This is a genomic window from Sorangiineae bacterium MSr12523, assembly GCA_037157775.1.
GTDB lineage: Bacteria > Myxococcota_A > Polyangia > Polyangiales > Polyangiaceae > Pendulispora > Pendulispora brunnea.
On the sequence record CP089982.1, the window covers coordinates 4,686,739 to 4,713,182 of the forward strand.

Below are 26,444 nucleotides of genomic sequence, written 5' to 3' on the forward strand. Positions count from 1 at the left end.
GACGGGGCTCGCACGTCGAAGGTGCGCATGCAGCTGTCTGAGAGCAGGACGTCTGAGTTGCAGGCATTCGCGCGACGACATGGATTGACGCTTAGCACCCTGGTCCACGGGGCTTGGGCGATACTGTTGTCGCGATACAGTGGTGAGGGCGATGTCGTCTTTGGATCGGTAGTGTCGGGCCGCCCCGCTGAGATCTCAGGCGTTGAGACGATGGTGGGATTGTTCATCAATACGCTGCCGACCCGGGTCCATATTTCGAAGGATACAGTTCTGGTGCGTTGGTTGACGCAACTTCAACGAAAGCAGGTGGAGCAGCGACAGCACGAACACATGTCCCTCGTGCAAGTTCAAGCGCTAAGTGATGTTCGGCGAGGAGAGAAGCTCTTCGATACGATTGTGGTCTTCGAAAACTACCCGGTGCAACACGCACTGAACGCGTTGGAGCAAGAACTGGCCGTACTCGAGGCGCACACGGAGGAAGGTACTGAGTTCACAATAGCGGCGACCGCGCTCCCCGGGCCACGCTTGGAGCTGCACCTTCGATTTGACACGAGCAAAGTCGAAGCTTTGGTGGCCGAGGAACTCCTGGCGCATTGGCGACACGTGCTTGAGCAGATGCCGAAGAATCCTGACGCTCCGATCGGAAGGCTCCTTGTCCTTGACGCCCAAGAGAGGGAGAGACTGCTGGACCAGTGGGTCGGTACCCAGACAGACCATCCGCACCACAGTACTATTCATGACGCATTTTCAGCGCAGGTAGCGCGCTCGCCGGATGCAATGGCCGTAATCGATAGCCATGAAGCGTTAACTTACGCCGAGTTCGATGGTCGAGCCAATCAGTTAGCTCACCACCTACGAGCCTTAGGCGTAGGCCCGGAAATGAAGGTTGGTATTTGTATGGATCGCTCCGTGGGGTTTCTCGTCGGTATGATGGGAATTCTCAAAGCTGGTGGCGCATACGTACCGCTCGATCCGCATCAGCCGTACGAGCGTCTCCTGCTTATGATGGAAGACGCTGAGCTTTGCGCGCTTCTCACAAAGAAGGCGCTGTTCGACGAGTTGCCCTCGCTGCCCGTGATTGCGGTGTCAATTGACGGCGAAGCAGAGGCAATCTCGCGCCGCCCGAAACTGGTGCCGAGGGTGGCGATATCGGCGGACAACCTCGCCTACGTGATGCACACGTCGGGCTCGACGGGCCGTCCAAAGGGAGTGGCGATCACACACGAGAATCTCATTCAATATTCCGTGGGCGCGATGAGGCGCTACCAACTTGAACCAGGATGGCGCTTTGCCCTCGTTTCTACTGTCGCCGCGGATCTTGGCCACACATCAATATTTCCCGCGCTCTGCGGTGGCGGCACGGTCCATGTGATTGACGAAGAGCATGCGGTGTCGGGGCCTTCGCTTGCGAATTATTTTCGTCAAAGTCAGATTGACTGCCTCAAAATTGCTCCTTCTCACATGGAGGCGCTGTTGTTGTCTCCTGAGCCGGATATCGTTCCGCGAAGGTGTTTGGTTCTCGGTGGCGAGACGATCAATTGGACACTCGTGGAGGAGGTGCGACGGCGGCAGCCCGAGTGCGTGATCGTGAATGAATACGGGCCCACCGAAACCACGGTTGGCGTGATGGCTGCTACTCTGGACATATCGGCCCGACAGTCCGGGCCGCCCTCGCTTGGGGAGCCGCTTCCAAACGCGCGGATCTATGTGCTGGACGAGGAGTTCGACCCCGTCCCGGTAGGCGTGCGAGGGGAGATCTATATTGGCGGTAGCGGTGTTGCGCGCGGCTACTTCGGCAAAGCTGCGGTAGCAGCAGGAAGTTTCCTCCCTGACCCATTCAATCCACGACCGGGCGCCCGGATGTACAAATCGGGTGATCTCGCGCGCCAGCGCGGGAACGGCGCGCTGGAGTTTGTTGGACGCGTTGATCAGCAGGTGAAGATTCGCGGTTATCGTATTGAGGTGGGAGAAGTCGAAACGTGCCTTCAAAGTCACCCCGAGGTCGAGCGCGTATTGGTCGTTCTACGTGAGGACGAAGGGAACTCTAAACTTGTCGCCTATGTGGTCGCAAGCGGAGGCGACCGCCTCGACGCGGCCGCGCTACGAATGTATGCGCGGGGAAGGTTACCCGAATATATGGTGCCGGCGGCATTCGTGCAGATGGACGCGTTGCCGCTGACGCGTAACGGGAAGGTCGACAAGAGAGCGCTCCCGAGACCGGGCGTGGAGGAGAGGTCAGAGTATACAGCACCTCGCTCCTGGATTGAAGAGACCATCGCCGAGCAGTGGCGAGAGTTGCTTGGAGTTCGTCAGGTTGATGCGGAGGATAATTTTTTCGAACTCGGAGGACACTCGCTTTTGGCAATAAAAGCACTGGCGCGCGCGCGCAGTGCTTTTGGAACAGAGATGTCGCTGCGGGTATTTTTTGACTCACCGACAGTGCGATTGCTGGCGAAGCGTATGGAAGAAGGGTTGGGGCGCACCCACACGAGAACTACGGCGCGGTTGGTGCGCGTTACACGGGATATGACGCTGCCGTTGTCGTACGCGCAACAGAGGCTATGGTTCTTAGACCAGTTGGAGCCGGATGGTACGGCGTACAATTTGCCTAGTGCGCTGCGAATTCGTGGTGCGCTAGACGTCGAGTCGTTGCGCCGGACATTCGGCGAGGTGGTTCGCCGGCACGAGATTCTACGCACGACGTTTCACGAAAGGCGAGGCGAGGCGGTGCAGGTGATTCAACCTGCGACGGAATGGTCGTTGCCAATCATCGATCTGTCTAACCTGGAGGGGGAGCGCCAAGAACGCGAAGTGAGTAGCTGCGCAGAGGAAGAGGCTTCGCTGCCGTTCGATCTTTCGACGGGGCCTCTATTGCGCACGACGTTGATTCGGATGGATGAGCGGCATCATGTGTTGTTGGTGACGATGCACCATATCGTATCAGACGGATGGTCGATGAGCGTGCTGGTGCGGGAGATCGGCGCAATTTACGGCGCGCTGGCGAGTGGGCACGAATCACCATTGGCTGAGCTGAAAATTCAGTATGCGGACTTTGCCGTGTGGCAGCGGCAGAATCTGGATGACGCGCATCTCGAGGACGATATTTCGTATTGGAAGGAGAACTTAAGAGGTGCCAGCACTCTGGAGCTTCCGACAGATCGGCCGCGCCCGGCGGACCGGTCGTATCGAGGCGCTCGGGTGGGATTCGCTTTAACGGAACACCAGACGACGGCGTTGAAGCGATTGAGCGAAGCGAGCGACGCCACACTGTTCATGATATTGACAGCGGCATTTCATGTCCTGCTGCACACCTACAGTGGACAGGATGATATTTGTATAGGTACACCGATAGCCAATCGTGACCGACGTGAGGTTGAGCCGCTAGTCGGGCTATTCGTAAATACATTGGTGATGCGTGGCGATCTTTCGGGCAATCCTACCTTTAGGGATCTGCTGGGTCGAACGCGAGAAATGGCTCTCGATGCGTATGCGCATCAGGGCGCGCCGTTCGAGCGAGTAGTGGACGCCTTAGGCGTAGAGAGGGATTTGTCGCGGAGCCCATTGTTTCAGGTCATGCTGGCGCTGCAGAACGATTTCGTCGTTGCCCTCGAGTTGCCCGGCCTAACCATGGATCCGGTGGAAACTAATGCACCAAGAATCATGTTCGATCTGATGCTCTCGATGTCCGAGCAAGACGGCGGACTAGTCGGAAGTATGGAATATAGTGAGGATTTGTTCGATGCCGAAACTGCTGAGCAGATGGCGCGACACTATGTGAATTTGCTTGAGAGTATTCTTGCCAATCCAGACGCTCGAATCGAATCGTTGAAGGGCTTGTCGCAACGGGAGAAAGAACGTCTGGTTTTTGAATTCAATGAGACAAACGTGGGATTCTCGCGAGAGGCGACGATCCACGGACTTTTTGAGGAGCAGGTCGGACGAACTCCGACGAGGCCCGCAATCGTCGTCGGGAGTATGTCGATGACATACTCAGAGCTTGACCGACGAGCAAACCGCCTCGCGCATCATTTGCGCTCGCGCGGGGTACGGCAGGAGTCGTGCGTTGGGTTGCTGCTGGAGAGATCGGCGGACCTGTTAGTGGCGGTCCTGGGCATTCTCAAGGCTGGCGGCGCATACGTGCCGCTCGATCCGGGTTTGCCGCGGGGTCGTCTAGAGAAATTGATTGATAGGAGTGGCCTCAGCCTTGTGGTGTCGCAGTCGACCTTGCGCTCGCGCCTGGTGGGGCTCGATGTCGAAGTCGTGTGCGCCGACGACGAGTCGATGGATCACATCGCGGAGGTGCCGCAGAACGGAGCGTCGGGAGGCAACGCTGCCTATGTTATTTATACGTCCGGCTCGACGGGCGAGCCAAAGGGAGTGGTGATCGAACATCGCTCCGTGATCAATCTATGGCAGGCTATCTCGAAGCTGGATGCGGCAACTGCAAATACGACGCACGTGAGTCTTAACGCCCCGCTGACGTTCGATGTGTCCGTATATCAATGGGTACAACTTCTGAGCGGACGCACGGTGGTGATTGTTCCTGAGACAGCCCGGCGCGATCCGGAAGAGATGCTGGAGTGGTTTTGCTCGCAGCGTGTAGACATGGTGGACGTGACACCATCTCAACTACGCGTGTGGCTTGAGACCGGGATGAAAGACAATATGCCGGCCCTCATGCTGGTAGCAGGGGAAGCCATTAATGAAGAGCTTTGGAGGGAGCTCGCCGCTATTCGAGGGACGAGGTTTATCAACGGATATGGACCGACGGAGTGCACGGTATATTCAACAGCATGCACGGTGGATAGAGATGTAGTAAGTGCGATCGGGCGACCGCTATCGAACGTTCAAGCTTACGTGCTGAGCGATGAGCTCGAAGTGGTTCCTGTTGGAGTGGTTGGAGAGCTGTATATCGGTGGGGAGGGCGTGGCGCGAGGATACTTGAGAGATCCAGGTCGCACGGCAGAGCGATTTGTGCCGAATCCGTATGGAAGCCCTGGATCGCGGCTCTACCGGAGTGGGGACCTTGTGCGGCACGCCCGCGACTGGCGACTTCGCTATGTGGGCCGGAGCGACGAGCAAGTGAAAATCCGAGGCTATCGCGTGGAGCTCGGAGAAGTCGAGACGTGCATTAAAGGTCACTCCGACGTAGGTCTATGCGTTGTAACGGTCCGAGAGAACGAAGGGCAGCATAAACAACTGGTCGCGTATGTAGTGCCCCGCGAAGGAAGGCCCCTGGATGCTGGAGCCCTTCGTGCGCACGTAAGAGATCGTTTGCCGGAATACATGGTGCCTGCGGCATTCGTGCAGTTGGATGCGCTCCCACTCACGCGCAATGGGAAGGTGGACAAGAGAGCACTGCCGAAAGTGGCGACGGGCGAGGATGTTGCGCATTATGTGCCGCCGCGAACCGAAGTAGAGATCGTCCTTGGACAGATTTGGTGCGATTTGTTGCGGCTTGATAAAGTGAGTGTAGATGCGAATTTCTTTGAATCCGGAGGTGATTCGATTTTGGCGATCCAGATGGTCGCGCGCGCAAGACAGGTCGGATGGAAGGTCACCCCAAGACTGCTCTTTCGGTATCCAACACTAGCGCAGCTTGCCGCTGTTGCTGAGCACATTGGAGAAGCAAAGTCTGGCGCTGACGGTGAAGAAAGTAAGGTGAGCGGGATCGCTCTCCTGACGCCGATTCAGCGCGCGCTCCTCGCAGCGGAGTATCCGGCCGTGCACCATTACAATCAGTCTGTACTCCTAGCGGTCACCGGAGGGCTGGATGCCACCAGCTTGCAAGTAGCCGTCAAAGCGGTCGTGGAACAGCACGATGCCTTGCGATTGCGTTTCGAGCAAGTGGGTCGGTCGTGGACGCAGTTATATGGGGAAGTTGACGAGGGACGACTCGTAACGAGTTTGGATCTGAGCGGGGTAGAGGACGAGAAGCTAGAGGAAGCCATCGAGGCAGAGGCGAGCAAGCTGCAGGCGAGCTTCAAGTTGGAAGAAGGGGGGTTGTTCCGTGCGGCGTGGCTGGAGTTGGGGAGGGGGAGAGGTGGAAGGCTGTTACTATGGGCCCACCACCTTGTGATCGATGGGGTCTCGTGGCGGATAGTGTTGGGCGATCTCGAGCGAGCTTACAGTCAGGCGATGAAGGGAGAGGTGATTGCTCTCGGTGCGCGGAGCACGTCGTTCCAGCGGTGGGGAGAGAAGTTGCTCGCGTACGCGAGGAGCGAAGAGACGCTGGCGGAGTTGGAGTATTGGAGTCGGGAGAGCGAAGAAGAGGTCCAGTCGTTACCTCGAGATGGGGAGGGAGCCAACACGGTAGGGAGCAGTGACACGGTAAGGGTGGCGCTGACGGAGGAGGAGACAGAAGCACTGTTGCATCGGGTGCCGATGGCATATCGGACGCAGATCAATGACATATTGCTGACGGCATTGGGACGAGCGTTGGTGGAGTGGACGGGAGGGAGCGCGTCGCGGATAGCGGTGGAGGGCCATGGGAGGGAGGAGCTATTCGAGGACGCGGATGTATCGCGGACGGTAGGGTGGTTTACGAGCGTGTACCCCGTGGTGCTGCGCGTGAGCACGGAGATGGGGGTGGGGCAAACGCTGAAAAGCGTGAAAGAGCAACTGCGAGGGGTACCGCACAAGGGAATAGGGTACGGAGTATTGAAGTATCTCGGCCCGAGTGAGGCTGGGAGATCGCTGGAGGGGGTAGCGGAGCCGGAGGTGAGCTTCAACTACTTGGGACAATTCGACCAAGTATTGGAGGCATCGAGCCTATTCGGAGCGGCCAAAGAATCGAGTGGAGCGACGCAGGATGCCAATGCGAAACGCCAATACTTATTGGATGTGAGCGGGCATGTTGTGTTGGGTCGATTGCACCTCGAGTGCACGTATGGGAAGGGAGTACACGAGCGGGCGACGATCGAACGATGGCTGGATCGTGTGAAGGAGTACCTGCAAGAGATTATCGGGCATTGCCGCACGCCTGGGTCAGGAGGGTGGACGCCATCGGACGTGGCACTGGCGAGCATAAGTCAAGAGAGCCTGGACGCGCTGGTGGGGAACGGAGCCGGAGTTCAGGACGTGTATCGGCTATCTCCGATGCAGCAAGGGCTGTTGTTTCATACGCTGCGGGAAGGAGAGAGTGGGACGTACATGGTGCAGCTGCGCTACCGGGTGCGAGGGAAATTCGACACGGAAGCGTTCAATCGGTCGTGGGGGCAAGTGATCGAGCAGCACGAGATCTTGCGGACATCGTTTCACTGGGAGGGACTCGAAGAGCCAGTTCAGAAAGTGTCTGGCGAGGCGAGTGTAAGGATAGAGGAGGAAGACCTAAGAGGTCTAACGGAGCAGGCGCAAGAGGAGAGGCGAGAGAAGTACGCGGAGTGGGCGAGGCGGACGCCGTTTGATTTGGAGAAGCCGCCATTGATGCGAGGGTGGGTGGGACGCCTTGCGGGGGATGTTTACGAAGTCATATGGACGGGGCACCATATCCTGACAGACGGGTGGAGTCTGTCATTGCTCTTGAAGGACGTATTCACATGCTACGAGGCGTACCGTCGTGGCGCGGAAGTGCAACTGCCGAGGGCGACGCCGTATCGAGAGTACATCCGGTGGCTGGCGGAGCAATCGACAGCGGAAGGGGAGTCCTACTGGAAGAAGGAGCTGGACGGCTTCAGCGCGCCCACACCAGTGCCGCTGTCCGGGCTGACCCGTGGTGGTGCCACGGGTGAGCGACTCTTATTGCGATCACAATTGTCCGAGGAGGTGACGATTGGATTACAGGCATTCGCGAGAGCGTATGGCGTGACGCTCAGTACGCTAGTGCATGGAGCGTGGGCGCTGCTGCTGTCCCGATATAGCGGCGACCGCGATGTCCTTTTCGGATCTGTAGTCTCGGGACGTCCGGCCGAGGTCTCTGGCATCGAGTCAATGGTGGGCCTGTTTATTAATACCCTACCAACGCGCGTGTTGATTCCCCATGACGCTAGGTTGGTCGATTGGCTGCAACAGCTCCAACGAGTACAAGTAGAGCAAAGACAGTATGAGTTCATGTCGCTGTTGCAATTGCACGGGCTCAGCGAGATACGTCGCGGTCAAAAGCTGTTCGATACGATCGTAGTGTTCGAGAACTATCCCGTGCAACACGTGATGAGCACGTTAGGTAGCGAGCTCCAAATGCTCGACGCGCACACTGAAGAGCAAACTGAATTTTCAGTGACTGCGACTGCACTCCCCGGCCGATCGATGGAACTGCAGATCCGCTACGACTCAAGCAAGCAGGATGCGACGGCCGCGGAGCAGTTGTTGTTCCACTGGCAACGTTTGCTCGAGCAAATGCCCCAGCGTACCGATGCACTCGTTGGACAACTGACGTTGCTGGACGAGGAAGCGGGTAGCGGAGCGTTTGCCGACGACAACCAGGTGCGTAGGAGATGCGATGTAGTGGAAGGCGTCCACCGACGCGTAACGGATCAGGCACGGCGACAGCCGGAGGCCCGCGCGGTGGTGTTTAAAGGAAAATGGATGAGTTATGCTGATCTGGAGAAGCGCGCCAATCAGCTCGCCAATCGGCTGCGCAGGTCTGGTATTGGTCCAGAGTCACTGGTGGCGTTGTGTGTCGACCGCTCGATGGAGATGATCGTTGCATTTCTCGCAATATTGAAGGCGGGCGGAGCGTGCGTACCCATTGAGTCGTCGCACTCGTCTGACCGTATAGCGTTGCTCCTAGCGGAGTGCGGCGCGAAGTTCATCATCGCTGACCGCGCATCGGTCGCTTCGCTACCAGCGGAAAGTGCTTCGGAAATCCGATTATGCGTGGACGATCCGGACGAGGCTGAACGTATACGGCACGAGAGCGCAGAAGAGCCACTTGTGAATTTGGGACCGGAGCATCTGGCATACGTGATGTATGCATCGGAGCCTACGGATTGCCCAAAGCCGTTAATGATAACGCATGGGAATCTCTCGTATCTTTTAGATGTCATGCGTGAACGATTCGAACTGGAAGGGCAAGACGTATTTGCTGTGCTGCACTCATGCGGCTCGGACTTGCTGCTATGGGAGATATGGGGGGCTTTGCTGTCTGGGGGCACGTTGGCTATCGTGCCTGACGATGTGAAAGGCAATTTGGATGCGCTTCTTGAATTTGTGCGTAGTAATGGCATTACGATCCTTGCTCAGACGTCGACCGAGTTTCGGCGGCTTGCGATAGCAAATGAGAAGTCACGTATTCATGAGGAGCATTCTCTTAGGCTGCTGCTCTTCGTGGAAGAAACGCCTGACATTCAGAGCGTGCGCGCATGGCGGGATATGTATGGCGACGGGTCTCTGCAGGTGGTGTATACGTATGGCACAACGGAGGCGATTGCCCATGATGCGTATCGCCCAATTGAGCGAAGAGAATTGCATCGGGATCTGCATGGCCGAATCGGCCGCCCGGCAGACGACGGGACGATATGTATTCTGGACGAATCGGGGGACCTAACACCCATAGGTGTTCCCGGAGAGGTCTACCTGAGGGGAGAAGGTTTGGCTCGGGGCTATCTAGGACGACCGAGCCTGACCGCGAAACGTTTCGTCCCGGACCCACATTCCGGAGGGAGTGGACAACGATTGCGTCGTTCGGGAGACCTAGCCAGACGACTGCTGGACGGGCGCATCGAGCATTTGGGGCGTGTCGAGCAGCAGGTGCGGATACGAGGATATCGAGTCTATCTGGTGGAAATAGAGTCGGCGCTTCGCAGTCATGAGCAGGTGGCAGATGTCGTCGTCTTGGCGCGAACGGATTCGGGAACAAAGGATCCGCTACTCGCCGCGTACGTCGTGCTACGAGGAGGCAAGCTGGAGCCTTCGCTACTGCGTGCACATGTAAGAGAAAAGTTGCCGGAGTACATGGTGCCAGCCGCGTTCCTGCAAATGGATGCGTTCCCGCGGACGCGCTACGAGACAGTGGACATCAGAGCACTGCCGAAGCCGCCTCCTGACGAGAAGCCGGGGTACATTGCACCTCGCACACAGCTAGAAGAGGTACTGGCTCGTATCTGGAGTGAACTTCTGCACGTTGCTCGCGTGAGCGTTCAATCCGACTTCTTTGAGTTGGGCGGAGATTCAATTCTGGCAATCCAGATGGTCACGCGCGTAAAGCGTGCGGGGTGGAAGGTGACGCCGAAGCAGCTGTTTCAACACACGACATTGGAGCGCCTCGCGAATGCGATAGAGCACGCCGGTGGCAACGCGGACGTTAGCCGTGACGACGATCGAGTGAAAGGTGAAGCGATCTTGACCCCCATCCAGCAGGACTTTCTCAAACGGACGCGCGTTGCAACTCACCACTATAACCAGGCCACGCTGTTGGTTGTGACGGGAGGACTGGATGTCACGAGCTTGCGAGTGGCCGTCAAAGCGGTCGTGGAACAGCATGATGCTCTGCGGTCGCGTTTCGAGCGAGTAGGACGGCTATGGACGCAGTTATATGGGGAAGTTGACGAGGGACGACTCGTAACGAGTTTGGATCTGAGCGGGGTAGAGGACGAGAAGCTGGAGGAAGCCATCGAGGCAGAGGCGAGCAAGCTGCAGGCGAGCTTCAAGTTGGAAGAAGGGGGGTTGTTCCGTGCGGCGTGGCTGGAGTTGGGGAGGGGGAGAGGTGGAAGGCTGTTACTGTGGGCACACCACCTTGTGATCGATGGGGTCTCGTGGCGGATCGTGCTGGAGGACCTCGAACGAGCTTACAGTCAGGCGATGAAGGGAGAGGTGATTGCTCTCGGTGCGCGGAGCACGTCGTTCCAGCGGTGGGGAGAGAAGTTGCTCGCGTACGCGAGGAGTAAGGAGACGCTGGCGGAGTTGGAGTATTGGAGTCGGGAGAGCGAAGAAGAGGTCCAGTCGCTACCTCGAGATGGGGAGGGAGCCAACACGGTAGGGAGCAGTGACACGGTAAGGGTGGCGCTGACGGAGGAGGAGACAGAAGCACTGTTGCATCGGGTGCCGATGGCATATCGGACGCAGATCAATGACGTATTGCTGACGGCATTGGGACGAGCGTTGGTGGAGTGGACGGGAGGGAGCGCGTCGCGGATAGCGGTGGAGGGCCATGGGAGGGAGGAGCTATTCGAGGACGCGGATGTATCGCGGACGGTAGGGTGGTTTACGAGCGTGTACCCCGTGGTGCTGCGCGTGAGCACGGAGATGGGGGTGGGGCAAACGCTGAAAAGCGTGAAAGAGCAACTGCGAGGGGTACCGCACAAGGGAATAGGGTACGGAGTATTGAAGTATCTCGGCCCGAGTGAGGCTGGGAGATCGCTGGAGGGGGTAGCGGAGCCGGAGGTGAGCTTCAACTACTTGGGACAATTCGACCAAGTATTGGAGGCATCGAGCCTATTCGGAGCGGCCAAAGAATCGAGTGGAGCGACGCAGGATGCCAATGCGAAACGCCAATACTTATTGGATGTGAGCGGGCATGTTGTGTTGGGTCGATTGCACCTCGAGTGCACGTATGGGAAGGGAGTACACGAGCGGGCGACGATCGAACGATGGCTGGATCGTGTGAAGGAGTACCTGCAAGAGATTATCGGGCATTGCCGCACGCCTGGGTCAGGAGGGTGGACGCCATCGGACGTGGCACTGGCGAGCATAAGTCAAGAGAGCCTGGACGCGCTGGTGGGGAACGGAGCCGGAGTTCAGGACGTGTATCGGCTATCTCCGATGCAGCAAGGGCTGTTGTTTCATACGCTGCGGGAAGGAGAGAGTGGGACGTACATGGTGCAGCTGCGCTACCGGGTGCGAGGGAAATTCGACACGGAAGCGTTCAATCGGTCGTGGGGGCAAGTGATCGAGCAGCACGAGATCTTGCGGACATCGTTTCACTGGGAGGGACTCGAAGAGCCAGTTCAGAAAGTGTCTGGCGAGGCGAGTGTAAGGATAGAGGAGGAAGACCTAAGAGGTCTAACGGAGCAGGCGCAAGAGGAGAGGCGAGAGAAGTACGCGGAGTGGGCGAGGCGGACGCCGTTTGATTTGGAGAAGCCGCCATTGATGCGAGGGTGGGTGGGACGCCTTGCGGGGGATGTTTACGAAGTCATATGGACGGGGCACCATATCCTGACAGACGGGTGGAGTCTGTCATCGGTGTTGGAGGATGTGTTCACATGCTACGAGGCGTATCGTCGTGGCGCGGAAGTGCAGCTGCGGAGGGCGACGCCGTATCGAGAGTACATCCGGTGGCTGGCGGAACAGTCGACAGCGGAGGGAGAGTTGTATTGGAAGAGGGAGCTGGAGGGCTTTGGTGTGCCCACGCCGATCCCCCTCCTCGAACCGAGCAGTGATTCCGGGCACAAGGACCGCACGTCGAAGGTGCGGATGCACTTGTCCGAGAGTATGACGTCTGAATTGCAGGTATTCGCGCGACGACACGGATTGACGCTTAGTACCCTCGTTCACGGTGCCTGGGCGATACTATTGTCGCAATACAGTGGCGAGAGCGACGTCGCCTTTGGGTCGGTCGTGTCGGGCCGCCCTGCCGAAATTCCCGGAATCGAGACAATGGTGGGGGTCCTTATCAATACGTTGCCGACCCGCGTTCAGGTCCCCGCGGACGCAAAACTGGTCAGCTGGCTTCAGGAATTGCAGCGAAGGCACGTCGAACGACGGCAGTATGAATACGTTTCTTTGGCGAAGTTGCAGCAGGTTTGGAGCGACTCTCGTCGCGGTGTGAAGCTGTTTGATACGATCGTTGTTGTTGAGAACTATCCCGTTGACCAGAGCGTGTCGGCGCTTAGTCGCGAACTTGAAGTTATTGATGTTGAGGTGGAGCAGGGAACGGAGTTCGCCATCGCGGCGATGGCGCTCCCCGGCCGTGAGCTCGAACTGACACTTCGTTTTCGACGACACGTAGATAGGTCAACTGCGGAGAGGCTCCTTGCGTATTGGTGTCAGGTGCTCGAGCAAATGCCGAAGTCGCCCGACGCGCCGCTCGACGACGTTCACGTTCCTGAGGACGCCGAACCAAGCGGCTTTCGTACAGAGAGCAATGATGCGACCGAAAGCTATTCAGTAGAGGAGACAATTCACGGGGTATTTGAGAAGCAGGCGAGGCGTACTCCAGACGCTCCCGCTGTGGTGTATGAGTCGACAATACTGACGTTTTCCGAGCTCGACACGTTGTCGAGTCGACTGGCAAAAAGGCTACGGGCGGAAGGCGTGGGGGTGGAGTCGCGTGTTGGCTTATTGCTGGAGCGATCGGTTGACTTGCTGGTCGGCGTGCTCGGGATCCTTAAGTCGGGGGCGGCCTACGTGCCGCTGGACACGGGCCTGCCGCGCGCGCGACTCGAACAGTTGGTTCATGGTAGCGGGTTAGGGGTGGTCGTCACCCAGTCGAGGTTCCGGTCGCTGTTGGAGGGCATTGGTGTGAGGGGGGCATGCATCGACGATCCCGTGTCGACGGAGCAAACTGATGAACGACGCGAGGTTAATGTATCCTGCAACAACGCCGCATATGTAATCTACACATCCGGATCGACGGGCGCACCCAAAGGAGTGGTTGTCGAACACCGTTCGGTGCTCAATCTTTGGCGCGCGCTTGCGAAGGTATATGATGTGGAGGGGAAGGCCGCCTTACGAGTGGGCCTGAACGCGCCATTGACATTCGATGCCTCAGTGAAGCAATGGATTCAGCTTTTAGGCGGGCATGCCGTACTCGTAATTCCTGAGGCTGTGCGCCGCGACGCTGCGCGGACAGTGGCTTGGATAGGTGCTCAGCGCCTAGACGTCTTGGATGTGACGCCGTCCCAACTTCGTATGTTACTTGAGGCCGGACTGGAACAAACAGCGACTCCCCGCGTACTGGTGGGTGGTGAAGCCATAGACGAAGCTCTATGGGAACAGTTGGGGGCGTGCAAACAAACGCAGTTTGTCAATGTGTACGGTCCGACAGAATGCACCGTGGATGCAACTGCATGCGTTGTAGAAGCTGGTGCCGCGAGCACGATCGGCAGGCCCTTATCGAACGTAATGGTGTACGTGCTAAATGGGCGGCTTCGACCCGTGCCGCTAGGTGCCATTGGAGAGCTATGCATTGCGGGCGAAGGGGTAGCGCGAGGATATTTGAATGATCCTGCTCGTACGGCAGATCGGTTTATCCCGAACCCTTACGGAGCACCAGGGTCGCGTATGTATCGCAGCGGCGATTTGGTGCGTTATGTCCTAGGCGGGCGCTTGGGTTATCTCGGGCGAGCCGACGAGCAGGTAAAAGTACGTGGCTACCGCATCGAACTCGAGGAAATCGAGTCCGTGCTGCGTGAGCGGCCTGAGGTCGTAACTTGTGCCGTACTCGCACGGGAGACTCACTTGGGCGACAAGCAGCTTGTCGCCTACATCGCTACTGCGCCAGGTGCTCCGCTCGATGCGGACACCCTGCGCGAACATGTCGGGCACAAACTGCCAGAGTACATGGTCCCCGTTGCATTTGTGCACATGGAGACTTTCCCGCTGACGCGCAATGGGAAGATAGACAAAAAGGCGTTGCCCAGGCCCAAGGTTGTGGAGAAGCTTGCGTACATACCACCTCGGTCCTGGATTGAGGAGATAGTCGCCAGCCAATGGCAAGAGTTGCTGGGGGTCGCTAGAGTTGGCGTCGATGATGACTTTTTTGAACTCGGAGGGCATTCTCTCTTGGTGATGCGGGCACTGTCGAGAGTGCGAAGTGCCCTTGGCATTGAGCTTGATTGGCGGGTGTTCTTTGACGCACCGACGGTAGCGGCATTGTCGACGCACATCGAAGAAGCATTGCGCGCTGTGCGGGCTGAATTGTCTGTAGGGCCCGTGCGCGTAGCACGAGACAGAGCGTTGCCGCTTTCGTACGCTCAGCAGCGTTTGTGGTTTCTAGACCAGTTGGAGCCGAATAGTACAGCTTACAATATTCCCGGCGCGTTAAGAATCCGAGGAAAGCTGGACGCCGATGCGTTACGACGAACATTTGGCGAGGTGGTTCGCCGCCATGAAATCTTGCGGACGACATTCGCTATGCGGGACGGCGAGGCGGTGCAGGAGATTCGACCGGCACCGACATGGGTACTGCCGATAATCGACTTGTCGAGCTTGGACGACGCCGCGCGGGAGAGAGCGACAAGAAGACAGGCGGAGGCCGAAGGCGCGGAACCCTTCGATCTTTCCAATGGGCCTCTGCTGCGCACAACATTGCTTCGGATGGCTGAGCAAGACCACGTGTTGCTCGTGACGATGCATCACATCGTCTCCGACGGGTGGTCAACAGGAGTACTGTTGCGAGAGATAGGAGCCATTTATGACGCATTCGTGAATGGTCGCGAAGCACCGCTCGAGGAATTAAGGATCCAGTATGCAGACTTCGCCGTATGGCAACGTGGCTATATGATCGGTGAGAAGTTGGACACGCATCTATCGTATTGGAAGGAGCAGTTGCTGGGCACTGCAGCGTTGGAACTACCCACGGACCGACCTCGGCCAGCCGAGCCGTCACACGTTGGCCGGCAGGTCGAGTTCGTGGTGACGGAGGACCAAGCTCAGCGGCTAAGACAATTGAGCGAGGAACATGGCGCCACATTGTTTATGACTTTGTTGGCGGCGTTTCAGGTGTTGCTATTTCGTTACAGCGGTCAAGATGATGTCTGCGTCGGAACACCGATAGCAAATCGAGACCGCGTGGAAGCCGAGTCGCTCATCGGATTCTTTGTGAATACGCTAGTGATGCGGGGGGACTTGTCCGGTAATCCGAGCTTTCTCGAGCACTTGGAGCGAACGCGAAAGGTGGCGTTAGAAGCTTATGCGCATCAAGAGGCGCCGTTTGAAAAAGTCGTTGACGCGTTGGGCGCCGAAAGGGACTTGTCGCAGAGCCCACTGTTCCAAGTGATGCTTGTGCTTCAGAATGCAACGACGAGAACTTTGGAGCTGCCAGGTCTAAGTATGGAGCCGGTGGAAACGGCGACAGCAAGGGTGAAGTTTGATTTGACGATGTCGTTGACGCAAGATGGTGAGCGGCTTGTCGGTAGCTTGGAATACAGTCAGGATCTGTTCGATCACGAAACCATCGAGGTGATGGTACAAAGTTTCGTTAATTTGCTGAATGCAATTGTGTCCGAGCCGGAGAAGGGAATTGCTTCTCTTGATTGGACGGTGTCCCGGGATGAGCGATACAGGCTTACTGCGCGGTGCAACGAGTCTGAAAGCACAATTCACGGCTTGTTTGAAGCACAAGTGCGGCGTACTCCCGAGCAGCCCGCGGTAATATGTGATTCAACGACGATGACCTTTGCGCAGCTCGATGCATTGTCGAGCCAGTTGGCGCAGCGACTGTACGCTAGCGGGGTCGCTGCTGAATCGTGCGTTGGGCTTTTCCTGGTGCGATCCGTAGAGCTTTTGGTCGGGTTGTTGGGCATTCTAAAGGCCGGGGGGGCGTATGTGCCGCTGGATCCAGAATTGCCGCGCGCACGTCTCCAGCAGCTGGTACGTGAGAGTGGCTTGCGCACAGTCGTGGCACATTCGAGCTTGCGTGCTCGGTTGGAGGGGCTGGATGTCGAAGTGATATGCCTCGACACTCCTTGGGAAGGGGGGCCAGTTGCTGTTCGGGCACCGAACGGCGTGGGGGGAGCCAATTCCGCATATGTAGTCTACACCTCAGGATCGACTGGGGTACCTAAGGGCGTCGTGGTGGAGCACCGCTCTGTGATTAACTTGTGGCGAGCCCTATCGTCTCTGTTGGGTAGTGACAGTACGGCCCGTTTGCGGGTGAGTCTTAACGCGCCGTTGACGTTCGACGCTTCCGTCCAGCAATGGGTCCAGCTCTTGAGTGGGCACACAGTGGTGGTGGTTCCAGAGACCTCGCGACTGGACGCAGGACAAATGGTTGAATGGATTCAGAGGAATCGTGTCGACGTCGTCGATGTGACACCGTCGCAGTTGCGCGTATGGCTCGAAGCAGGGATGAGCGACGTAGCTCCCAAATGTGTGCTGGTGGGGGGGGAGGCTATCGACGAGGTGCTTTGGAAGCGACTTTCGACTCTGACGCGCACACAGTTCATTAACGTGTACGGTCCCACGGAGTGCACCGTCGATGCGACGGCGTGCGTCGTCGAACCTGGTGGCGCGAGCGCTATTGGACGAGCTCTTTCGAATGTACAACTGTACGTACTCGATAACGAGCAGCGGCCGGTCCCGCCGGGAGCAACCGGGGAGCTCTATATTGATGGAGAGGGAGTAGCTCGGGGGTACTTGAACGACCCTCGGCGTACCGCCGAGCGCTTCCTACCAAATCCTCATGGGAAACCCGGATCGAGAATGTATCGGACTGGGGATCTCGTACGTCATGCGCATGATGGTCGCCTGCGATACATCGGTCGGACGGACGAGCAGGTCAAGATCCGAGGGTATCGCATCGAGCTCGGAGAGGTGGAGGCCTGCATTAAGTCGCATCCCGACGTCACGCAGTGCGTGGCGATGGTACGAGAGGATAAGGGTACACATCGAAGATTAATCGCATATGTCGTGCAGCGCGAAGGTGCGAATCTGCAAGGCAAAGCGTTGGGTGCGCACGTACGAGAACGACTGCCCGAGTACATGGTGCCGGCCGCGTTTGCGATGCTGGCTGCGTTGCCGCTGACCCGCAATGGTAAGATCAACAAAAAGGCCTTACCGAAGCCAGAGGTGGAGGAGCAGGTCGAGGAGTACGTAGCGCCGCGTAGTGAAGTTGAAGTTGCCCTAGCGCGCATTTGGGGTGAGCTGTTGCACATGGAGCAAGTGAGCGCGGCAGCGCACTTTTTCCAGTCGGGTGGAGATTCAATCCTGGCCATCCAGATGGTGACACGGGCCAAGGCCGCAGGATGGAAGATAACGCCGAAGCAGTTGTTTCGATACCCGACATTGGCGCACCTTGCGCGGGTTGCCGAGCGACTCGCGACTGGGACCCCTGTCCAGGCGACGGAGGGCGACGTGAACGGGCCCGTCGTCCTGACGCCGATTCAGCGAGAGTTCTTTGAGAATAACGCGACAGCGCCTCAGCACTACAATCAGGCTGTGTTGTTGGCCAGCAGGGAGCCGCTCGATATCGGCAAGCTGCGTGCTGCGATGGAAGCCGTCGTGGAACACCATCACGCTTTGCGGCTGCGCTTTGAGCAGACGGACGAGGGCTGGACGCAAACCTACGGAACTGTTGACCGCGATGAACTCGTTACGTGCTTGGATCTGACAGATACGGACGACGCGGAGCTTGGTGCCAAGATTGATGAGCGAGCGAGCGGGCTGCAGGCGAGCTTCAAATTGGAGCAGGGACGGTTGTTCCGTGCCACATGGATGGAATTGGGGCGGGGACGCGGTGAACGACTTCTATTGTGGGCGCACCACCTGGTGATTGATGGAGTTTCGTGGCGCCTCGTATTGGAGGATCTGGAGCGGGCGTATCTACAGGCTATCAACGGCGAAGTCATCGAGCTTGGACCCCGAGCTACGTCATTCCAGCGCTGGGGGAAGAAGCTGCTCGAGTATGCGAAGAGCGACGAAGCGCTTGCGGAGGTTGAGTACTGGAACACTGCGAATCAGCACGAGGGTGAAGGGGGGACGCGTCTGCTGCCTCGAGACGGCGAGGGAGCCAATACGGTAGCGGGCGGCGACACCGTGACGGCACTATTGACGAGAGAGGAAACGGAAGCGCTCTTGAAGCGAGTGCCGGAGGCGTATCGAACACAGATCAATGATGTGCTGTTGACCGCGTTAGGTAGGGCGCTGGTCGAATGGACCGGGGCGAGTGCAGCACGAATTGCACTGGAAGGTCATGGACGCGAGGAGCTATTCGAGGACGTGGACGTTACTCGGACGGTGGGATGGTTCACCAGCGTCTATCCGGTAGTGCTACGGGTAGATGCGCAGATGGGCCTCGGCGATACACTGAAGAGTGTTAAGGAACAACTGAGAGCAGTGCCGCGTCGTGGGATTGGGTACGGAATACTGAAGTATCTAGGATCGCGCGAGGTGGGTCAGCTACTCGAACGCTCGCCGAAGCCCGAGGTGATCTTCAATTACCTAGGTCAGTTCGACCAAGTGCTCGAGGTGTCGCGCATATTCCGAGCAGCGGAAGAGTCTAGCGGGGCTGCTCGAAAGCTGGAGTCCACGCGAGAGTATCTGCTGGATGTGAGCGGGTACATATTGGATGGGCGACTGCATCTAGGCTGCGCGTACGGAACCGAAGTGCATCAGCGCGCCACCATCGAACGATTGATGGGCCGCGTGGCTATGCACTTGCGAGAGCTTATCGCTCACTGCACGTCGTCGGAGTCGGGGGGGTGGACCCCATCAGATGTGGTGCTCGCGAAGATCGGCCAGCAGAACTTGGACAAGTTAGTAGGTAACGGGAAAGGTGTCCAAGATGTGTATCGGCTGTCCCCAACCCAGCAGGGGATCTTATTTCACACGCTGCGCGACACGGAGAGTGGCGTCTACAAGGTACATATGCGGTATCGCATCCACGGTCCCTTCGACGCGCCAGCGTTCAAACGAGCGTGGCAGCGGGCTGTGGCACGGCATGAGATCCTGCGAACGTCTTTCCACTGGGAGGGGCTTGAGGAGCCGGTACAGAGGGTCGAGAAGCATGCGACGATGCAGATCGACGAGGAAGACTTGCGAGGTCATTCCGAGTCCGAGAAACAAGATAAGGTGGAGGAGTATGTAGAGTGGGCACGACGAACACCGTTCGACTTAGATACGGCGCCACTTATGCGAGGGTGGATAGCCCGCTTTGGGGACGATCTTCATGAAATTGTATGGACTAAGCACCATATTTTGTCGGACGGATGGAGCCTATCGCTGCTGCTAAAGGATGTATTCGCGTTCTATGACGCGGGCCTTCGTGGGGAGGAGGTGCAGTTGCCCGAAGTCGTGCCATATCGTGAGTATATTGGCTGGCTGGCTGAGCAATCGGTGGCCGATGGGGAAGCGTATTGGCGAAAGGAACTGGCAGGTTTTGCCGTCCCAACACCATTGCCGTTGACTGGACTAAAGCCCAGCCAGGCGAATGTTGAATGGAAGGTGGTTCGCTCGCATTTGTCTGAGCAAGTGACGTTGCAATTGCAAGCCTTCGCGAGAAGCAACGGGTTGACGCTTAGTACGTTGGTGCACGGAGCGTGGGCACTGCTGTTGTCTCAATATAGTGCCGAGCGGGACGTGGTTTTTGGTACAGTGGTATCGGGACGCCCCGCCGAGATCGCTGGCGTAGAGTCAATGGTTGGCTTGTTCATCAATACATTGCCGACGCGGGTCGCGGTCACGAATGACGACCAACTCGTGAGGTGGTTGGAACAACTGCAGCGAAAGCAGGTGGAGCATCGCCAGTACGAGTATATGCCGTTGGTGCAATTGCAGGCTCTAAGCGAGATTCGGCGCGGCGAGAAACTATTCGATACGATTGTCGTCTTCGAGAATTACCCGGTTCAGCGTTCACTTGACAGTTTGCAACGCGAAATCCAGGTGCTCGACGCGCACTCTGAGGAAGGTACGGAATTCGCAATTGCGGCGATCGCTTTACCTGGACAAACCCTGGACTTGCACCTCCGCTTCGACGCGAACAAGCTCGACGCGGAGTTGGCCGAGCAACTCTTAGCGCATTGGCGACGCCTGCTCGAACAAATGCTGGAGCATCCTGATGGTACTCTCGGGCGATTGAAGGGCATTGACGATCGGGAGCGAAGGCGTCTACTGGAGCAATGGAGCGGCGCTGAAACTCAGTATCCACGCGACGCGAGCATTCATGGCCTATTCGAGGCGCAGGCTGCACGTACGCCAAATGCGCTGGCTGTCATCGATGACCGAACGACGCTGACATACGCCCAGCTGGATCACCGAGCCAATAAATTGGCTCGCCACCTGCGAGCGCTGGGCGTCGGCCCTGAAGTAAGAGTGGGATTGTGCGTGGAACGTTCGGCAGACCTCGTGCTATCGGCGCTAGCAATCCTCAAAGCTGGAGGAGCGTACGTGCCGCTTGATGCCAGGTATCCGCAGGAGCGGCTGACGTTCATGCTTGAGGACGTTGGGGTGACCGTGTTGCTCACACAGGAAGCTCTAGCAAATGAGCTTCCAATGCTTTCCGCCGTGCGCGTAGTCAACATAGATGCCGATTCGGCGGCAATCAGGCAGCAGTCGGAGACCGCTCCACGCGTTGCCGTTCGTGCTGAGAACGCGGCGTACGTGCTTTACACGTCCGGTTCGACTGGACTCCCGAAGGGGGTCTGCGTACCACACCGGGCCGTAGTGCGTCTGTCGTGCGGACGAAGCTACGTCGACTTGAACGACCAGGATGCAGTGCTGCACTACGCACCGATCTCGTTTGATGCCTCCACATTTGAACTGTGGAGTACCTTACTCAATGGCGCGCGTTTGGTAGTGGCCCCTCCAGCACATCTATCGATGGAGGCGTTAGGTAAGTTGCTGCGAGAGCGTCACGTGACAACGCTGTGGCTAACGGCCTCACTGTTTCATCAAATAGTTGACGAACGGCTCGAGGATTTGTCGGGGATCAAAACCCTCTTGGCAGGAGGTGAAAGCCTATCGCCCATACATGTGGGTAGAGTAAAGAAAATGCTGCCCGGGCTGCGTTTGATCAACGGTTATGGTCCGACCGAAAACACGACGTTCACTTGCTGCGGCGAGGTCGACGCTGACGATGCCGCCAGGGCGATCGCACCGATTGGGCGGCCCATCGACGATACTCGCGTGTATCTGCTGGACTCGGAGCTTTCACCGGTGCCCGTAGGAGGGCTAGGCGAAGTGTACACCGGGGGGGACGGCCTGGCCCGCGGATACGAGGCACGTGCCGGCATCACAGCCGAGCGATTTGTGCCAAATCCATTCTCCGTTGGAGAACGTCTTTACCGAACCGGTGACCTTGCTCGATGGCTTCTGGATGGGCGACTAGAGTTCATGGGGCGCATTGATACTCAAGTGAAAGTTCGTGGGCACCGAATCGAACTTGGTGAGGTGGAGGCTGCCCTCTCGTCTCACGTATCCGTACGGTCATGCGTGGCCAGCGTGCGAGAGGACAGGGCAGGCGACAAGCGCCTCGTAGCCTATGTCGTTGCAGGGCCCGAAATGGATGTCGATGTCCTGTACGCGTACATACGATCGAAGCTTCCGAACTATATGATCCCATCAACGATCGTCCCCTTGGACGCTCTGCCTTTGACGAGCAACGGGAAGGTTGACAAGAGGGCGCTACCAAAACCAGTAGAAAGGAGTGCGCAAACCGATTACGTTGCAGTCCGGTCGGAGGTCGAACGAGTTCTCGGGGAGCATTGGATCGAACTACTGGGGGTGGGGCGAGTCAGTGCCGGCGACAACTTCTTCGAGCTCGGCGGGCATTCACTCTTGGCGATGCGAGCCGTCTCCCGAATTCGAAGCGCATTTGCGGTGGAGCTGCCGCTGAGCGTATTCTTTGAAGCGTCGACTCTGCGTGATCTGGCGGCCCGGGTAGACGAAATGCTGGCATGTCAGTCGAACGTGCCGATATCCAATATTGTTCGTATTGCGCGCGATGGTGGCTTGCCCCTGTCATATGCTCAGCAGCGTCTCTGGTTTCTGGACCAACTCGAGCCTAACGGAGTAGCGTACAACATTCTGCAAGTTCTCAGAATACGTGGCGCTCTAGATGTGGATGCGCTAGCTCGGACATTCTCCGAGATCGTCCGCCGCCACGAAGTGCTGCGTACCGCGTTCGTGCAGCGCGATGGCGAGCCAGTCCAGATAATTCACCCGGCCATGCCATGGTCATTGCAGATAGAGGATTTGTCGGGATTGCGGCCCGACGATAGAGAGTTCGCTTTAAGGCGTCGGGCGCAGGAGGAGAGGTCGCAACCGTTCGATCTTTCGACGGGACCCTTGCTGCGCACGACTCTGCTCCGGATGGAAGACGAGTATGTTTTGCTGCTGACAATGCACCATATAGTGTCGGATGCATGGTCGTTCGGCGTGCTAGTGCGAGAAGTCGGCGTGATCTATGGCGCTCTGGTCGCTGGGCAAGAATCACCGCTGGCGGAGTTGCAAGTACAGTATGCGGACTTCGCAGCTTGGCAACGAAAGCGTCTGGACGGCGGAAGACTCGAGAAAGAGCTATTGTACTGGAAGGAGCGGTTGAGCGGGGCAAGCCCATTGGAATTGCCGGCGGACCGACCACGTCCAACGAAGCCAACCTACCGCGGGGGCCGAGTTGACTTTGAGCTTAGCGAGGAGCTTACGCAAGATCTGAGACGTATCAGCGAGGAGCAGGACGCAACGCTGTTCATGACGCTGATGGCGGCGTTCCAGGTTTTCCTGCACCGATACAGCGGGCAAGACGACATCTGCGTCGGAACGCCGATCGCAAATCGAGAGCAGGTCGATGTCGAACCGCTAATAGGTTTTTTCGTAAATACACTCGTGATGCGAGAGAATCTTTCGGACGACCCGACGTTCGTCGCGCATCTGAAGCGCACGCGGGCCGCCGCGCTCGCGGCATACACCCATCAGGATGTGCCTTTCGAAAGGATCGTCGACGCTGTCGGAAGCGGGAGAGAACTATCCCGAAGTCCTCTTTTTCAGGTGATGTTGGTTCTCCAGAACGCACCAATGGAGGCTTTCAACTTGCCGGGCCTTAGCGTGTCACCGGTAGAGACGAGCGCGGCAAGTACACAGTTCGATCTCACGATTTCTTTCGTGGAGCATGGGGCGCGGCTCACTGGCGCTTTGCAGTATAGCCAGGACCTTTTCGAGACGGCGACAGCAGAGCGAATCGTTCGACAATTTACAGAGCTGCTTGCTTCAATCGTCGCGATGCCGATGAGTCGCATAAGATCACTGCGATGGCTCGCTCCGAAGGAGCGCAAGGAGCTGTTGACGGATTTTAATCACGTGTGCCGAGAGTACGGCCCGGTGGAATGCATACATCATCGCGTGGAAGTACAAGCCCAACGCAGGCCGGAGGCACTTGCCGTGGTGTGCGAAGGAAGCTCCCTGAGCTACAGAGAGCTGGACGAGCGCGCGAATCGCCTTGCGAACCGATTGTGCAAACTCGGTGCCCGTGAGGAGTCGCGAATCGCGCTATGCATGGAACGATCGCTGGACATGATCGTCGCATTGCTCGCTGTATTGAAATCCGGCGGGGCATACGTACCCATAGAGCCGTCCAATCCGCGTGAGCGCATCGCACTGATGTTGGAAGACTGCGGAGCGGAGATTATCATCACGGATCAGGCGTCGCTCGGCGCGATCCCAGAAGGCGGAGCTGTGCAGCACTACGTCTGCATCGACAATTCGCAGGAGGCGAAGCGCATAAGTCAAGAGAGTGGCAATCCGCCGGCTGTAAATGTGAGCGCTGACCATCTGGCGTACGTCATCTACACATCTGGTTCGACTGGCAAGCCAAAGGGGGTGTTGATCCCGCATCGAAATGCGTCTCGTCTATTCGACGCGACGCAGAGGTGGTTCACGTTCGGAGAGCGGGACGTGTGGTCGATGTTCCACTCGTATGCATTCGACTTGACCGTATGGGAGATATGGGGAGCTCTAATGTACGGGGGGACACTGGTCGTCGTGCCTTACGAGGTCAGTCGCACGCCCGACGCAATGTTGCGACTAGTATGCGAGTCGAAGGTGACAATCCTGACGCAGACACCGTCAGCATTCCGACTGCTGGTGGCCGCGGATGGATCTTTGGGACGGCGGGTGGACTACGCGTTGAGGCTGGTGGTTTTCGGAGGCGAGGTCCTCGAGTTTCAAGCGTTGAAAGCGTGGGTCGACAAGTACGGCGACGACGAGCCCCAGCTGGTGAACATGTACGGAATAACCGAAACGACGGTTCATACGACATATAGGCGGATTCGCTGCGGGGATGTTCAAGGAGCCACACGGAGCATGATCGGTGAACCAATACCCGATATGGCCGTGTACATTCTCGATGGCGAGGGGGAGCCCACTCCAATTGGCGTGCCTGGAGAGATCTTCGTAGGCGCTGAGGGATTGGCGCGCGGATACCTAGGGCGGCCCGGCTTGACGGCGGAACGATTTGTTCCTGACCCATATGGTGCTGAGAGCGGTCGGCGGTTGTATCGTTCAGGTGACCTGGCCAGACGAGTCGCCAATGGGGACGTGGAGTCTTTGGGGCGGATGGATCAACAGGTGAAGGTGCGCGGATTTCGGATCGAGCTCGGCGAGATCGAGTCCGTGTTGTTGCGCCATCCTAAGGTGACGGAGGTGATTGTAGTTGCACGACTGCAGGAAGGTGAGGGCGATAGGCGGCTGGTAGCCTACGTCGTCGGGCGGAGTGGAGAAGATCTCGACCTGACAGCCCTGCGGGCACATGCTCGTGCAACATTACCCGAGTATATGATACCAACCTTCTTCGTGACGATGGACGCGCTGCCGCTAACGCGGAACGGCAAGATCGACAAAAGGGCTTTGCCAAAGCCGGCGCTCGACAAGAAGAATTATGTGGCTCCGCAAACCGCCGTGGAGCAGGTGTTGGCGGCGCAATGGCGGGAGTTGCTGCATCGCGAGCGAGTTGGGAGCGGAGACGACTTCTTTGCACTCGGAGGGCACTCGCTTCTGGCGACGCAGGCGATCTCGCGCGTTCAGTCGGCGTTTGGCGTAAAATTACCCTTGCGGACGTTGTTCGAGTCGCCGACGCTGTCTGGCTTTGCGACGTGCATCGAAAGTGCGCAACACCAGTTACAGGAAATCGAGGACAGGTTTCCGATTGAGCCGGTTGCGCGAAACGCGCCGCTACCGTTGTCCTTTGCGCAGCAGCGATTATGGTTCCTAGATCAATTCGAGTCAAACGGTGCGGCGTATAACGTGTTCGGAGCATTGCGAATACGCGGTGCACTAGATGGGGATGCGCTACAACGCACCTTTGCTGAGGTGGTTCGTCGGCATGAATCGCTGCGTACAACATTCGTTGCACGGGCTGGCGAGGCCCATCAGGTCATTCATACTGCGACGGATCCATGGCCACTACCAGTCGACGACTTGTCGAGTCTCAATGAGGAGGTTCGAGCTCGCGCCGTAGTGGGGCGCGCGGAGGCGGAAGCGGCGCGTTCATTCGACCTGTCGAAGGGACCTTTATTTCGCACGACCTTGCTTCGCCTCGGCGCGGAAGAGCACGTTCTTCTTCTCACGATGCATCACATCGTGTCGGATGGCTGGTCGCTGGGCATTATCGGCAGAGAAATCGCTGCAATCTATCAAGCCTTCGCGAAAGGTGCGGCGTCTCCGTTGGAAGAACTGAGAATTCAATATGCGGACTTCAGCGCGTGGCAGAGACAGCGGATGACAGGGGGCAAACTGCTCGAGGGGCTCTCATATTGGAGAAAGCATCTGAACCGCGTAAGCTCGCTGGAGCTGCCGACGGATCGCCCACGACCGGCGACGCGATCCTATCGCGGAGGCCAGGTGGCCTTTACTCTTACGGC

1 protein-coding gene (running past both ends of the window) is annotated in these 26,444 nt (G+C 57.8%); it reads left to right on the plus strand.

The whole window is internal to a non-ribosomal peptide synthase/polyketide synthase gene (locus LZC95_18435; protein WXA98795.1) on the plus strand: the coding sequence, 48,057 nt in all, runs 16,944 nt past the left edge and 4,669 nt past the right edge, and what appears here is coding positions 16,945-43,388 — codons 5,649 (complete) to 14,463 (partial); the first complete codon in view begins at position 1. The start codon and the stop codon both lie outside this window.